The sequence below is a fragment of the Pseudoxanthomonas sp. UTMC 1351 genome (assembly GCF_040948865.1).
GTDB lineage: Bacteria > Pseudomonadota > Gammaproteobacteria > Xanthomonadales > Xanthomonadaceae > Pseudoxanthomonas_A.
This window is the reverse complement of record NZ_JAVGJT010000008.1, coordinates 181742-196861: the sequence shown is the minus strand read 5'-3', so window position 1 is coordinate 196861 and position 15120 is coordinate 181742. Positions and strand designations below refer to the sequence as shown.

Annotated in this window: 9 protein-coding genes; 6 read left to right on the top strand and 3 right to left on the bottom strand. The window is 63.2% G+C overall.

All coding sequences use genetic code 11. The annotated features are described in order from the left end of the window. Nucleotides 1-232: 232 nt before the first annotated feature. Nucleotides 233-3688, top strand: coding sequence for a NahK/ErcS family hybrid sensor histidine kinase/response regulator (locus tag AB6O04_RS06730; RefSeq protein WP_368563169.1), 3456 nt, complete (start codon nucleotides 233-235; stop codon nucleotides 3686-3688). 726 nt (nucleotides 3689-4414) lie between these two features. Here the strand turns inward: AB6O04_RS06730 and AB6O04_RS06725 are convergent. Next, nucleotides 4415-6085: an alpha/beta fold hydrolase gene (locus AB6O04_RS06725; RefSeq protein ID WP_368563063.1), complete on the bottom strand. Its 1671-nt coding sequence runs from the start codon at nucleotides 6083-6085 to the stop codon at nucleotides 4415-4417. A 121-nt stretch (nucleotides 6086-6206) separates the two neighbouring features. Here AB6O04_RS06725 and AB6O04_RS06720 point away from each other — a divergent pair, with 121 nt between their 5' ends. Further along, the gene (locus AB6O04_RS06720) at nucleotides 6207-7526 is read left to right on the top strand and encodes a tetratricopeptide repeat protein (protein ID WP_368563062.1); all 1320 of its coding nucleotides are present in this window, start codon (nucleotides 6207-6209) and stop codon (nucleotides 7524-7526) included. Next, the gene (locus tag AB6O04_RS06715) at nucleotides 7523-8533 is read left to right on the top strand and encodes a PHB depolymerase family esterase (protein WP_368563061.1); all 1011 of its coding nucleotides are present in this window, start codon (nucleotides 7523-7525) and stop codon (nucleotides 8531-8533) included. Before AB6O04_RS06720 ends, AB6O04_RS06715 begins: the two co-directional genes overlap by 4 nt. Nucleotides 8534-8554: 21 nt before the next feature. Here the strand turns inward: AB6O04_RS06715 and AB6O04_RS06710 are convergent, their stop codons facing one another. Then, nucleotides 8555-9223: a response regulator gene (locus AB6O04_RS06710; protein WP_368563060.1), complete on the bottom strand. Its 669-nt coding sequence runs from the start codon at nucleotides 9221-9223 to the stop codon at nucleotides 8555-8557. 160 nt (nucleotides 9224-9383) lie between these two features. Then, entirely contained in the window at nucleotides 9384-11327 is a 1944-nt protein-coding gene (acs, locus tag AB6O04_RS06705) for an acetate--CoA ligase (RefSeq protein ID WP_368563059.1), read from the bottom strand. Here acs and AB6O04_RS06700 point away from each other — a divergent pair. The 3 genes from AB6O04_RS06700 (at nucleotide 11326) to AB6O04_RS06690 (ending at nucleotide 14823) form a co-directional block, all read left to right on the top strand. After that, on the top strand, nucleotides 11326-11568 hold the full coding sequence (locus tag AB6O04_RS06700; protein ID WP_368563058.1) for a hypothetical protein: 243 nt from the start codon (nucleotides 11326-11328) through the stop codon (nucleotides 11566-11568). The two genes, acs and AB6O04_RS06700, sit on opposite strands and share 2 nt — an antisense overlap. 183 nt (nucleotides 11569-11751) lie before the next feature. Next, on the top strand, nucleotides 11752-13137 hold the full coding sequence (locus AB6O04_RS06695; RefSeq protein WP_368563057.1) for a DcaP family trimeric outer membrane transporter: 1386 nt from the start codon (nucleotides 11752-11754) through the stop codon (nucleotides 13135-13137). Nucleotides 13138-13149: 12 nt separating this feature from the next. After that, entirely contained in the window at nucleotides 13150-14823 is a 1674-nt protein-coding gene (locus AB6O04_RS06690) for an MFS transporter (RefSeq protein ID WP_368563056.1), read from the top strand. The last annotated feature ends 297 nt before the right edge of the window (nucleotides 14824-15120 follow it).

Sequence of the window (15120 nt, the reverse complement as noted above, 5' to 3'; positions counted from 1 at the left end):
CGACTTTCTCGCGAAGGCGCAGCGGCGCGTTCGGGGATGCTGTTGTGGGGGTCACTGCTGGATGCTCCTGGGTTCCGGCGGATGGCAGACCCTCATTGCGGAGCGTCGCGGTGCCGTATGGGTATGCGAGCTTCCCCGATCCTGCCCCCAGCGGCAAGCCGCCCGCGCCCACTTCCGCGCGCCGCCTGGCCCCGCAGTACACTGGCGGCGCAGAGCAATGGGGAGGACAACCTTGGTTTCGAGCTGGCTCCTGTTGCTGGTATCGGTGGGCTATGCCGCGCTGCTGTTCGGCGTGGCGTGGTGGGGCGACCGTCGCCCGATGTATCCGGACCGGCCATGGCTGCGGCCGGTGGTCTACAGCCTGGCCCTGGCGGTTTACTGTTCCTCATGGACGTTCTACGGTGCGGTAGGCAGCGCCGTACGCAACGGCATCGGCTACCTGCCGATCTATCTGGGACCCCTGCTATTGCTGCTGTTCGGCTGGCGCATCATCGAGCGGCTGGCACTGATCGCGCGCAGCGAGAACACGGTTTCCATCGCCGACTTCATTTCCTCGCGCTACGGCCGCTCGCGGCGGCTGGCCGCCCTGGTGACGGTGATCGCGCTGATCGGCGTGGTGCCTTATCTGGCGCTGCAGTACAAAGCCGTGGCGATGAGCCTGAACGTGCTGACCGGCCAGTCAGGTGAAAGCCCTCAGGGTTTCTTCTCCGATCCAGCGTTGTACGTTGCTTTGCTGATGGCGTTGTTCGCCGCGTTGTTCGGTACACGCCAGGTGGATGCCACCGAGCATCACCACGGCATGATGCTGGCGATCGCGTTGGAATCGGTGGTGAAGCTGGTGGCGATGATCGCCATCGGCGTTTTCGCCTATTTCTGGCTGGAAGGGCACTCGATCCACGTCGCCGACTCGGCGCGTACGCTGTTCGAGAACTCGCCGCCGGTCGGTTTCATTACTCAGACGTTGCTGGCGTTCCTGGCCATCGTCTGCCTGCCCCGCCAGTTCCATGTCGCGGTGGTGGAATGCGGCGACGTCAGCGATATCCGCCGCGCGCGCTGGCTGTTCGGCATCTACCTGGCGCTGATCTCGGTCATGGTGGTGCCGGTCGCGGCAGCGGGCATGGCGCTGTTCGGCAATGGCAGCAGCGTGGCCAACGACAGTTTCATCCTGGCGCTGCCGCTGGCCGAAGGCCGCAACGCACTGGCGCTGGTTGCCTACGTGGGCGGCTTTTCAGCAGCGACGGGCATGGTCATCGTCGCGAGCATCGCGCTGGCGACGATGGTCAGCAACGATCTGGTCATGCCGGTATTGCTGCGGCGCGGCTGGGCCGAGCATCACGCCGAAGCAGACGTCGCTTCACGCGTGTTGTGGATTCGCCGCGTGGCCATTTTGCTGCTGGCGCTCACCGCGTATACCTACTATCGCAGCAGCAGCAACGACAGCACCTTGGCCTCGTATGGCTTGATGGCGTTCGCCGCGGTCGCGCAGTTCGCGCCCGGGCTGATCGGCGGGCTGTACTGGCGCGGCGCCAGTCGCCGCGGCGTGGAAGTCGGGATGGTGCTGGGCTTCCTGACCTGGATCTATACGCTGTTGCTGCCGACGATGACGCAGGCCGGCTGGATCGGATCCGGCTGGTTGCAAAGCGGACCTTTCGATATCGCCTGGCTGCGGCCGCAGCAGTTGTTCGGCCTCACCGGATGGGATCCGCTGACGCATGGCAGCTTCTGGTCCTTGCTGCTGAATACCGGCGCGATGATGATCGTGTCGGCGCGTTGGCGCCCTGGCGTCGACGAGCGTTTGCGTGCCGCGCCGTTCCTGGATCCTTACGCGCAGCGTCCTGCCCTGGTCGCCGGCGAGTGGCCCGGCAACGTGCGTGTCGGCGACCTGCGCACCTTGGCCGAACGCGTGGTCGGCGAGCGTCACGCGCGGCGCGCTTTCGCCGAACAAGCCCAAAGCGCCGAGCGCGAACTGCAAATCAATGCGCCGGCCGACCGCGTGTGGGTGCAGTTCACCGAACGGCTGCTGGCCGCCGCCATTGGCGCCGCGTCGGCGCGCATCGTGCTGACCAGCGTACTGCGCGGCTCCGGCATGGAACTGGGCGAAGTGGTGGCGGTGCTGGACCAGGCCGGACAGGAGCTGCGCTTCAACCGCGAAATCCTGTCCACCACGTTGGAGAACATCAGCGCCGGGGTCAGCGTGGTGGATCCGGACATGCGGCTGGTCGCGTGGAACCGGCGATACCAGCAGATGTTCGGTTATCCCGACGGCATGCTCTACGTTGGCCGGCCGGTGGCCGACCTGATCCGCTACAACGCCGAGCGCGGCGAGCTGGGTGGAGGCGACATCGAAGGACAAATCAATAAACGTATCCGCTACATGCGCGCCGGTTCGCCGCACGTGTTCGAACGCGTGCGGCCCGATGGCCAGGTGATCGAGATGCGCGGCCAGCCGCTGCCGGGCGGCGGCTACGTGACCAGCTACAACGACATCACCGATTTCAAGCGCGCTGAAACCCTGTTGCTGGAGGCCAACGAAACATTGGAGGAACGCGTGGCCGAGCGCAGCCATGCCGCCGAGATCGCGCAGCAATCGAAGACGCGCTTCCTGGCGGCCATCAGCCACGATGTGCTGCAACCACTCAATGCCGCGCGTCTGTTCGTGTCTGCCTTGCGCGACAGCGAGCAAGGTGTCGAACAGGAGCATCTGGCCGAACGCGTGGACGCCTCGTTGCGGGCGGCAGAGGAGTTGCTGGATGGCTTGCTCGACGTCTCTCGCCTGGACGCCGGCGGATTGCGTACCGAGATCAGCGATTTCGATGCCGGCGAACTGCTGCGCGAGTTGGCCCAGCAATATGCGCCGGTCGCCGCCGGCCGTGGGCTGGACCTGCGCGCGCACGCCCGCCGGATGCCGGTGCGCAGCGACCGCCGCTTGTTGCGGCGGGTACTGCAGAACTTCCTGGCCAACGCGCTGCGCTACACGCGCGAAGGCCGCATTGTGCTGGGCATGCGCGCGCGCGGTGGCGAAGTGGTGCTGCAAGTCTGGGATACCGGGCCCGGCATTCCGCAAAACCATATGCGGCAGATCTACGAAGAATTCCATCGTTTCCAACAGCCCTTCGACTGGGGCGAACGCGGCCTGGGTTTGGGCCTGTCCATCTGCCAGAGAATTTCCCGCTTGCTCAACCATGAGCTGGATGCGCGTAGTGCGGTCAATCGCGGCAGCATGTTCTCCATCACGGTGCCACGCGCCGCTTCCATCGTCGAACACCACGCGCCTTCGCAACGGACCGCACCGCCTTCCGGTTCGCTGGCAGGCCTGCGCGTGCTGTGCGTCGACAACGACCAGGAAATCGTCGATGGCATGCGCGCGCTGCTCGGGCGCTGGCAGGTCGAGGCGCTTACCGCGACCACCGTGGATGAAGCGCTGGAAAAGATCGCGGCGGCACCTACGGTCATGCTGGTGGACTATCACTTGCATGATCGGCTGGATGGGTTGGATACGCTGGACGCGTTGCGTGAGGCGTGTCCTGGTCCGATCGCTGGTGCGTTGTTGACGGCGGATGGTCGCGATGAGCTGAAACAACTATCTCGCGAACGGGGTTATCGCGTGCTGACCAAACCGGTCAAGCCGGCATCGCTGCGCGCGTTCCTGGCGGCTCATGCGACGGCGCAGGCGGCTACGCCGCTTTAGCTTTTTGGCTCTTCGGCGCTGGCGCGGATAACTCATCAGAACGGATGATCTACGCGCTTGCAGCGGGCGTCACTTTTCTTGTGTGGCCAAGAAAAGTAACCAAAAGAAGGCCACCCCTGGCAACGCGCCCTTCGGGTACGTGTCGCCGGTGGGAATTTTCGGCAGGCACATCCATGTGCCTGCCGAAAACGCCGCGCATCGTGCGCGGCGCCCCAAGGGGTTGTACCTACCGGCGCCACCGCGCCTTAAAGGGGACCCCAAAAGCTAAGGGCAACAGCAAAGGCAACAGTAAAGGCAAGAGCAAGAGCGACAGCTAAGCAAGTACATCGGCTTTCAGCTGAAGCAAGATTTTTGCTTTTGCCTTTGAGCTTTTCTTCTGCCGTTGCCTTGGCTTTGCCCGCTCTTGCCTCTCGGGGCCCCGTTTAGGTGCGGCAAGCGGGACGGGTACAACCCCGTAGGGGCGGCGCACAGGATGTGCGTCGTTTTCGGCAGGCACATGGATGTGCCTTCCGAAAATTCCCGGCCCGATTGCGAACCCCGAAGGGGCGCGCCGCCTGGGGCGTGTTTCTTTTGGTTACTTTTCTTTGCACGAGCAAAGAACAAGTGACGCCCGCTGCAAGCGCGTAGAGCTTCGGTTCTGATAACCACTCCGCGCAGCGCCGAGAACGCTATCTGGGGTATTTTTCTAAGCAGTATTGGGGCTTCTGACCTGACCCCACAGCAGGATCAACCACCCACATCAGAAAGAAACCCCCGCACCTCCTCCAACCAATGCGGCCACCCCGCCTCACGCTGCAACAACAAATGATTGCGGCTGTGAATGGGCACGAAGCGCGCACCCGGAATCGCATCGGCAATCAGCTGACTTTCCTGCGCCGGCACCCGCACATCGTCCAGACTATGCAACACCAGCGTGGGACAACGTACCTGCGGCAACAACGCAACGACATCAATCTGAGCGAACTCGCGCATGAAGCGCGCAGCGTTGACGGGCGAAGTGGAAATGCGCTCCAGTTCGTTGAACCACTCGTGCTGTTCGGTGGTGCCGTCGGGGATGAACTGGCTGGTGAAGAACTGGCGGAAAGACGGCTCCGATTTGCCCCAACCCAGCTCCGCCAGCTTGGCCATCATCTCGGCTTCCTCGCGCTGTTGTGGCGTATCGCTGCGGACCAGGCGCCCGCGCGCATAGCCGCCATGCAGTACCAGATGACTCACGCGCTCTGGATGGCGGACGGCATAAGCAATAGCGATCGACGCGCCTTGGGAGATGCCCAGCAACGCGAATCGGGGCAATGCCAACGCATCGGCCACGGTTTCCAGATCGCTGAGCCAGCTATCGAAAGACAGGTCCGCTACCTCCCAGTCGGACAGTCCACATCCGCGTTCGTCATAACGGATGTAAGTGAACTGGCGGGAGAGCTCGCGCACCAGATGGCCCCAGACGGGGCTGTCGCGGTCGTATTCCAGGTGCGACAGCCATGTGGCGGCCTTGATCACGGGCATGCCCGCGCCGGACACCGCGTAAGCCAGGCGCACGCCGTCAGGCGCATGTGCGAAGGCGACGGCGTGGTCGTCTTGTACTTCAGCACTATCGGGCAACGCATCGAGCACTTCCGCCGCTGGCGCCTGCCGCGCCATCGCACACGCACTGGCGTAGGCGGTTTCGACCATGCTGGAAGGCGTGGTGCCGTATTCATTACGCAGCAACCCGGCGCAACGGAAGTAAGCAGCCTCAATGGCAGAGGCGTCCCCACGATGGCCCAAGGCCACCATCAGCTGCGCATAGCCGCTTTCGGCCAACGGATCCAATGCGATCAAGCGCTCGGCTGCGGCTTGCGCCGTCGCGATGTCGCCCCCCGCGATACTGCGTTCGGCGCAACGTTGCAGACCTTGCGCCAATAGCCGCTCATGATGCATCCGCTGCTGCGCTACCCAGTCCTGATAGCCGCAGGACTCCAGCCAAAATCCTTCCAGCAGCCGATGAGCATCAGGGCCGAACAACGCATCTGGGCTCATGTCGGCTGGCGCGGCTTCCGATGATCCGGTCCACTGCCCGGCCGATGTCTGGACCTTCAGCACATCGCAATCCAGTTGCACCCGTTTCTCATCGATCCAAAGCGTGTCGGTTTCGCCGGCGATCACTTCTGCGCCGCAGGTTTCGTTGACGGCGTACACCAGCCGCCGTAGCCGGGTACGCGCCACGGATTCGGCCACATCCGGCCATAGCAGCGTGGCCAGATGCAGGCGCGATGACCGCCGCCTAACCAACGCCAGATATGCCAGCAGCGCCAGCCCGTACTTCAGTCCCAAGGTGACGCCCATGTCCTCCACGGACACCTGCGGCCAGGTGTGAAGAGACAGGGCTACCCGTTGAGGGACGGCGAAAGGACGGTCCATGGGCAGACTTCCGAAGTGGACAAGCCTGAAGACACGGTTCGCCCACATTACCCCAATCGCGCACTCCGCGCCTCAAGGCCGGGCCCCCGCCCGTTCTGACAGATGATCGCAGGTGAACAACATGCATTTCGATTCTCGCGGCTGTCCGGTTAGCACCGGATCGACAACCGCTGTAGCCCATGCCGAGCAGGCGCTGTGGCGCATGCTGACTTATTTCGGCACCCCTTTTGACGACCTGGACGCCGCCCTGGCGGAAGATCCGGAGTGGACGATGCCGTTCGTACTGAAAGCCAACACACTGCTTTCAGCCGCCGAACACGCCTATACCCAACAAGCGCTGGCACTGCTGGAAGCCGCCGGCGAGCGGGCCGCGCGTGGCGGCGCCAATGACCGTGAACGCGCGCATATCGCCGCGAGCCGAGCCTGCGCGTCCGGCCAATGGAAACAGGCGTGCGATCTATGGGAAGGCATCCTGGTGGAGCATCCGCGCGATGTGGCGGCGCTGCTGGCCGCGCACTTGTTCGACTTCTATCGCGGCGACAGCCGCAATCTGCACCGCCGCGCGGCCCGCGTACTGCCTGCATGGTCGCCGGAGTTGCCGCTGTACAGCCATGTGCTGGGCATGCATGCCTTCGGTCTGGAGGAAAGCAATCACTACGCGCAGGCACAAGAAGCCGGCATGGCCGCGTTGTCGCTGGACCGCCGCGACCCCTGGGCCATCCACGCGGTAGCGCATGTCCATGAAATGCGTGGCGAGTACGAACAAGGCGCCGAATGGTTGGAGTCGCGTCGTGAAGATTGGGTACCGGACAACGGCTTCGCGTTCCACAACTGGTGGCATTTGGCGTTGTTCCATCTTGAGCAGTTGGACCACAACCGCGCACTCGCCTTGTTCGACGAACACATCTCGCCCAATCCCGAAATGGCCCTGCAGAGCGTGGATATCTGCGCCATGTTGTGGCGGTTGCGACTGTTGGGCGTCGACGTCGGCGACCGCTGGCGGCACGCGGCCGCTTGCTGGCCGCAGCAGACGCCCGATGCCGGTCACTATCCCTTCAACGATTTCCATGCCGTGATGGCGTACGTGGGTGACGGACAGCTGGAGGAAGCTCAACGTGTGCTCCGCGCGGTGGAAGCGCGCGCCAGAGATGACAGCAGCCCCGGGCACATGGCCGGCGAAGTGGGCGTGCCCTTGCTGCGTGCGCTGTTGCAGTACGCAAGCGCGGACTACGCCAATGCCACCGAGGGCTTGCTGGCGGTACGCGAACGGAGCTTCCGCTTCGGCGGCAGCCACGCGCAACGCGACATCATTGAGCAGACACTGCTGGACGCCGCGGTACGTGCGGGACGCAAGCCATTGGCAAGGCACCTGTTGAACGAGCGCCTGTTCACCAAAGCCAGCTCACCGCTCACCCAGCACTGGACTCAGCGCGTGTCATGAAAGTATCGCTCAAGGGAGTGGTCATCGCAGGATCGATGACATTGCTGGCAGTGGCATCTTTCATCGACTTCTATCTGATGAAACCGGGGCGGCTACACGCCCCGGCGCTGAGCGGCACGCTGGTCTACCAGAGCCTGCAGCACGACGGGCGACTGCGTCGTTACGCACTGTATCTGCCTGCGAACCTGGCAAGCGGCGCACCGCTGGTGATGGCCCTGCATGGTGCAAAGAGCGATGGCACCGGCATGCGCCTGCTCACCGGTCATCGGCTGGATCATCTGGCGGATCGATATGGCATGGCGGTGGTTTACCCCGAAGGCGAGCAGCGCCAGTGGAGCGACTGCCGTCGCGCTGGCGATGGCAAGGACCAACGCGAGCACGGTGCGCCGGACGACATCGGGTTCCTGCAGGCCTTGCGCGATGATCTGACGATGCGCCATGGCATCGACGCCGCGCGCGTGCATGTCGTTGGATTTTCCGACGGCGGCCAGATGGGCCTGCGCTTGGCGCTGCAGAAACCCAAGATGGTTGCCTCGCTGTCGATCATCGGGGCCAGCATGCCCTCGCCGGGCCGTTCGCTGTGCGGCCCATTGCCGCGCAACGCACCACCGGTGTTGATGATCAACGGCACGCATGACCGGCTCAATCCTTATCGCGGTGGCGTTGCGGAAATGGCGTCCGGTTCGGCGATCAAGGTGATGCCGGCCATCGACACGGCGGCTTGGTTGGCAGGTGCGGGCGCGTTGCAAGAAGCAACGCCCCCGTCTGCGCAAGCCGAAGACGGTTGCCGAGTGGAACACGCGCGCTGGCGCAACGGAAATCGCCAGGTCGCGCTATATACCGTGCATGGCGGCGGCCATACGTTACCCCAGCCGTATGTGCGCTATCCGCGCCGGCTGGGCCACACGCACGACGGGTTCGATGGCATCGCCGTCATCGGGAATTTCCTGCTGTCCCACAATGCGCCAAGACAGCCACCGAACACGACAGGGTGTCTGCAATGCTGATCTAGCTCGTAGCGGCGAGGGTCAGCAGTCGTCTTCCGGCGGCAACACGATGCCGTCCGGATCCACCGCCAGGCGACCAGCCATCAGCACAGCCTGCGTGCGATTGGTGACGCCCAGTTTGCGCAGGATCGCGGTGACGTGGGCCTTGATGGTAGCTTCCGACACATTGAGGTCGTAGGCGATCTGCTTGTTCAACCGGCCTGCACCGAGCATCTGCAGGACCTTGAATTGCTGCGGCGTCAGGTCGCGCACGCGCTGCGCCACTTCACGCTCGTCGCTGCCGATGGCAGGGGCGTTGTGCGCTTCCGGCGGCGCCCAACGCTCGCCATCCAATACCAGGCCGATGGCTTCGCCGATGGTGTCCGAATCGGCGGACTTGGGAATGAAACCCAGCGCGCCATGATCCAGCGCGCGCCGCATCACCGCAGGTTCCTCACGCGCGGAGACGATGACCACCGGCAATTGCGGATGCAAGGAGCGCAGATGCACCAGTGCGTTGAAACCGTGCGCGCCTGGCATATTGAGATCCATCAGCAGCAGATCGGCATCCGGGTGCGCATCGGCCAGTACGTACAGCGCATCGACGCTATCGGCTTCATGCAACAGCACGCCCGGCAGCACACGCTTGACCGCACCGCGCAAGGCTTCGCGGAACAGCGGGTGGTCGTCGGCGATTAGTAGGGTTGGCATGGCTAGAGGAGCCGAGAACGGGGAACGGGGAACGGGGAATGAAAGAGGCTCGCGCCATGGACGGTGAGTCGCCCCTTCAGGAAACTGCGGGCGGAAGAGAGACTGTGACCGCTCGCGCTGCCGCATTCCCCGTTCCCCGTTCCCCGTTCCCGGCTCTCCATCACTTCACCTTCCGCTCCGCTACCAGCGATTCGACCACGGACGGATCGGCCAGCGTGGAGGTATCGCCCAGCTGGTCCGGTGCGTTCTCCGCAATCTTGCGCAGGATGCGGCGCATGATCTTGCCGGAGCGGGTCTTGGGTAGGGCGGGCGCCCATTGCAGATGATCGGGGGCGGCGATCGGGCCGATTTCCTTGCGGACCCACAGCACCAGTTCTTTCTGCAATTCGTCGCTGGGCGTCTCGCCAGCGATCAACGTGACGTAGGCATAGATGCCCTGGCCCTTGATGTCGTGCGGGAAACCGACCACCGCGGCTTCGGCGACTTTCGGGTGCGACACCAGTGCGCTTTCCACTTCGGCGGTGCCGATGCGATGGCCGCTGACGTTGATGACATCGTCCACGCGCCCGGTGATCCAGTAGTAACCGTCCTCATCGCGGCGGCAACCGTCGCCGGTGAAATACGTACCGGGGTAGGTGCGGAAGTAGGTGTCGATAAAGCGTTGGTGATCGCCATACACGGTGCGCATCTGGCCCGGCCAGGAGTCGAGCAACACCAGATTGCCTTCGGCTACGCCTTCCAGTGTTTCACCGTTGGCATCCACCAACGCCGGGCGCACGCCGAAGAACGGCAGCGTGGCCGAACCGGGCTTCAGATCTATCGCACCGGCCAGCGGCGTGATCAGGACGCCGCCGGTTTCGGTCTGCCACCAGGTGTCGACAATCGGACAGCGAGAATCGCCCACCACTTCGTAGTACCAGCGCCAGGCTTCCGGGTTGATCGGCTCGCCCACACTGCCCAGCAACCGCAGCGAACTGCGCGAAGTCTTCTTCACCGGTGCTTCGCCTTCGCGCATCAGTGCGCGGATGGCGGTGGGCGCGGTGTAGAAGATGGTGACCTGGTGCTTGTCGATCACCTCCCAGAAGCGCGACACCGTCGGATAGTTGGGCACGCCTTCGAACATCAGCGCAGTGGCGCCATTGGCCAGCGGTCCATAGACGATGTAGCTGTGGCCGGTGACCCAGCCGACGTCGGCGGTGCACCAGTAGATGTCGTCCTCTTTTAGATCGAACACCGCTTCGTGGGTATAGCTGGCGTAGAGCAGATAGCCGCCGGTGGTGTGCAGCACGCCCTTGGGTTTGCCGGTGGAGCCGGAGGTGTACAGGATGAAAAGCGGATCTTCCGCATTCATGCGTTCCGGTTCGCACTCGGCCGGTTGCGCGTCCACCACCGCATCGAACCAGCGGTCGCGCGGCATCTGCATGTCCACCGCGCCGCCGGTATGGCGTACGACCAGCACGGTTTCGACAGAGTTCGTGCCGGGCAGCTTCAGGGCGGCGTCGACATTCGCCTTCAACGGCACTTTCTTGCCGCCGCGCAGGCCCTCATCGGCGGTGATGATCAGCTTGCTACCGCAGTCGGCCACGCGGTCGGCGATGGAATTGGGTGCGAAGCCGCCGAACACCACTGAGTGGATGGCTCCGATGCGCGCGCAGGCCAGCATCGCCACGGCCGCGTCTGGAATCATCGGCATATACAGCGTGACGCGATCGCCTTTCTGCACGCCCAGGTTGCGCAGTGCATTGGCCAGCTTGCAGGTGCGCTCATAGAGTTCGCGATAAGTGACGTGGTAGGACGGTGCGTCCGGGCTATCCGGCTCGAACAGCAGCGCGGTCTTGTCGCCACGGGTGGCCAGTTGGCGGTCCAGGCAATTGACGCTGGCGTTGAGTTCGCCGTCTTCGAACCAGCGGATGTGGAAGTCGTCCAGGCCGAAGCTGACATCCTTGATCTTGCTCGGCTTCTTGAACCATTGCAGCCGTTCGGCCACCTGCCCCCAGAACTTCTCCGGATTCTCCACCGAGGCCTGGTAATCGCGCTGATAGTCGTCCTGGCGAATGCTCGCCTTGGCGGCGAATGCCGAATCGACCGGATAGATGTCTGTCATGTGGCCTCCCAAAGACCGCCAAAATTTTTATCGGTTGGACTGGCTCTGCTCGGTACAGGACCCGCTTCAAGTAATGCGCCCAAGTAGTACGTTCAAGCAATACCGATTCAAGCCGGACCAACGTGAACTGGTCGATTTTGACAGGAACACGCGGTTCGCTGCGAATGCGGAGCCGATGCCTGCCGATGCGATGGTTGAGTTTGCCGCATTCCATCGTGCGGCATTGCAGCAAGATGCTTAGACCTTGGTCGTAAAAACCCGTATCCACCGTTACGTCCCAACCGTTACAGGGCCTGATTCACAGGGATTTGGCGCGCATCGCCCACGTATACGACTAATGGCGAATAGGCGAGGGACGCGCTCAGGCGCAAGTCTGCCTGGCGGCCGCCCCGCTGGCGGCCTGCGTCCATTTCCGGGAGGGGTTATGACCACACGATTCGCATCGATGACGCGACGGCCGTTGGCGGCCGCGCTATTCGTCGCCCTTATTGCGCCAGGCATGGCCTTTGCTCAGACCGCCAAGGAGAAGGCGTTGGAAGCACGTGTCGCCGAACTTGAGCGGCAGGTGCAAGTGCTGGTATCGGCGCAGCAACAGCAGCAGTCGCAGATCGCCACTACGCAGCAGCAGGTCACTCAGGTCCAAGCCACACAGGCCGCGCAGCCAGCGGCGTTGCCGGCCGGAAAACAGCCGATCCAGAACACCACCATCATGGCCACGGCCAACCCGGGGACGGTGTTCTCCTACGGCGGCTTCATCAAGATGGACGCCATGGTGACCGACACCAGCGACGGTCGTATCGCCGATGGTTCGTCCGGCCGCCTGTTCTATGTGCCCAGCACCATTCCCGTCGGCGGCGCCGGTGCGGATGGCGGCGACCCGTATGCCGATTTCCACGCCCAGTTCTCGCGCTTCTGGCTGAGCGCCGATCACGTGACCGAGGGCGGCGACAAGTTCAAGGCCTACATCGAGGCTGACTTCTTCGGCGGCGGCAACAACACACTGGTTGGCAACGAGACGTCGACCAATACCTATGCGGTCAGTCTGCGCCAGGCCTATGTGACCTGGAACAATTGGTTGGCCGGCCAGGCGTGGTCCAACTTCATGGATGTGGCGGCGCTGCCGGATGCCGTGGACTTCGTCGGTCCCACCGACGGCACTATCTTCGTGCGCCAGGCGCAGGTTCGCTACACGAACGGGCCCTGGTCGTTCTCCGTGGAAAACCCGCAAACGACGGTCACGCCGTACCTGACCGGCACCCGCTTCAACAGCGGCGACAACGTCGCGCCCGATGTCACCGCGCGCTGGCAGAGCAAGGGCGATTGGGGCCACTTCAGCGTGGCCGGCCTGTTGCGCCAGTTCAAAGTGGCGGATGAAACGGACACCGGCGCGGCAGTCAGCGTGTCGGGCAAGTTCAATCTGGGCAAGAGCGACGATATCCGCTACGCGGTCAACGCCGGCCAGGGCATCGGCCGCTATCTCGCCTTCGGTGTGGGCAGCGATGTCGTCACCGACGCCAACGGCGACATCAATGCGCTGGATGGCTATGGCGGGTTCGTGGCCTGGCGCCATGTGTTCAGCCCGAAAGTGCGCACCAACCTGATGTATTCGGCTTCGCACTTCGACAACGACGCGGCGATGACTGGTTTTGGAGTAACCGAACGCACGCAATCCATGCACGCCAACGTGATCTATTCACCGTTCCCGAAGCTCGATGTCGGCGCGGAACTGATCTATGGCCAGCGTTCGCTTGAGGATGATCGCGAAGGCGACCTGAAGCGCCTGCACACTCACGTCAAGTACACCTTCTGAGGGGAGAACACCATGTCCACCACAACCGCCGCCGCGCCCGCACCGGGCGCCCTGAGCCAGAGCCACCGGAAGGTCATCATCGCCTCCAGTCTGGGCACCATCTTCGAGTGGTACGACTTCTATCTGTATGGTTCACTCGCGGCGATCATCGCCGTGCACTTCTTCTCCGCGCTTCCCGCGGGCAGCGCCTTCATCATGGCGTTGCTCACCTTCGCCGCCGGTTTCGCGGTGCGCCCGTTCGGTGCACTCGTGTTCGGACGCCTTGGCGACATGATCGGGCGCAAGTACACGTTCCTGGTCACGATCGTCATCATGGGTATTTCGACGTTCCTGGTCGGCATACTGCCTACCTACACGTCGATCGGCATTGCCGCGCCCATCCTGCTGGTGGTGTTGCGATGCTTGCAGGGCCTGGCCTTGGGCGGTGAATACGGTGGCGCGGCCACCTATGTCGCCGAGCATGCGCCGATGGGCAAACGCGGCCTGTACACCAGCTTCATCCAGACCACCGCAACGGTGGGCCTGTTCTTGTCGTTGCTGGTAATCCTGGGCTGCCGCACGCTGCTAGGCGAAGAGGCGTTCAAGGAGTGGGGCTGGCGCATTCCGTTCCTGATTTCGTTCGTGCTGTTGCTGGTGTCGGTATGGATCCGGATGAAGTTGAACGAGTCGCCGGTGTTCCAGCAGATGAAGGCTGAAGGCAAGCATTCCAAAGCGCCGCTGACGGAAAGCTTCGGCAATTGGAGCAACGGCAAGATCGTGCTGCTGGCCCTGTTGGGTGCCACCGCCGGCCAGGCCGTGGTGTGGTACGCCGGTCAGTTCTACGCGTTGTTCTTCCTGACCCAGACGCTGAAGGTCGATGCCGTCACCGCCAACCTGTACATCGCGGCAGCGCTGGCGATCGCCACCGGCGGCTTCATCTTCTTCGGCTGGCTGTCGGACAAGATCGGCCGCAAGCCCATCATCATGGCCGGTTGTCTGTTGGCGGCGCTCACCTACTTCCCGATCTTCAAGGGTCTGACGCACTACGCCAACCCCGCGTTGGAAGCCGCCGCGGCGAACTCGCCCGCCATGGTGGTGGCCGATCCCGAGAACTGCTCGTTCCAGTTTGTGCCGGGTGAGTTGAAGAGCCACGTGAAGTTCAACACTTCCTGCGACGTGGTGAAGAATCTGCTCAACGCACGCAGCGTGCCCTACACCAACGAGCCCGCCGCAGCCGGCTCGCTGGCCAGCGTGCGCATCGGCGATACCGTCATCGAGAGCGTGGATGTATCCACGTTGGCGCCGGAAGTGGCCAAGGCGGAGCAAGAGAAGCTTGCCGCCGCGGTCACCGCGGCCATCGACGCCGCCGGCTATCCGGCCAAGGCCAACAATGACGAGATGAACAAGCCGATGGTGCTGTTGCTGCTGGTCATCCTGGTGCTGTACGTGACCATGGTGTACGGCCCGATTGCCGCCTGGTTGGTGGAGCTGTTCCCCACCCGCATCCGTTACACCTCGATGTCGCTGCCCTATCACATCGGCAACGGGTGGTTCGGCGGCTTCCTGCCCACCACTGCGTTCGCGCTGGTGTTGCTGACCGGCAATATTTACTACGGGTTGTGGTATCCGATCATCGTAGCGCTGATCACGTTCGTCATCGGTACGTTCTTCCTACGCGAGACGAAGGACGTCGATATCACCAAATAGGACTCTCCTCTGTTGCCGGCTAACACTGGCATCTTTAGCGCCGGCCCTTGTGGCCGGCGTTTTTTATTGGGTGGGGGTCTGTTGGTGCTGCGCTAGAACCTTGTCGTGTATCGGAAAGAAGGAAAGGAATCGTCATCCCGGCGTAGGCCGGGACCCAGCGACTGTTCCACCATCTGGAGTGCAAGGCACTGGGTCCCGGCCTGCGCCGGGATGACGAATGATCATTTTTTTGGGCTTATGTAGATACGACATGCTTTCCACTCACCGGAATCCCGTTCCCGCCAACCATTCCCTGAA

Excerpts from the sequence above, each read along its gene's own strand:
- AB6O04_RS06725 (WP_368563063.1), bottom strand. The coding sequence starts at position 6,085 with ATGGACCGTCCTTTCGCCGTCCCTCAACGGGTAGCCCTGTCTCTTCAC.
- AB6O04_RS06720 (WP_368563062.1), top strand. The coding sequence starts at position 6,207 with ATGCATTTCGATTCTCGCGGCTGTCCGGTTAGCACCGGATCGACAACC.
- AB6O04_RS06715 (WP_368563061.1), top strand. The coding sequence starts at position 7,523 with ATGAAAGTATCGCTCAAGGGAGTGGTCATCGCAGGATCGATGACATTG.
- AB6O04_RS06710 (WP_368563060.1), bottom strand. The coding sequence starts at position 9,223 with ATGCCAACCCTACTAATCGCCGACGACCACCCGCTGTTCCGCGAAGCC.
- AB6O04_RS06700 (WP_368563058.1), top strand. The coding sequence starts at position 11,326 with ATGTGGCCTCCCAAAGACCGCCAAAATTTTTATCGGTTGGACTGGCTC.
- acs (WP_368563059.1), bottom strand. The coding sequence starts at position 11,327 with ATGACAGACATCTATCCGGTCGATTCGGCATTCGCCGCCAAGGCGAGC.
- AB6O04_RS06695 (WP_368563057.1), top strand. The coding sequence starts at position 11,752 with ATGACCACACGATTCGCATCGATGACGCGACGGCCGTTGGCGGCCGCG.
- AB6O04_RS06690 (WP_368563056.1), top strand. The coding sequence starts at position 13,150 with ATGTCCACCACAACCGCCGCCGCGCCCGCACCGGGCGCCCTGAGCCAG.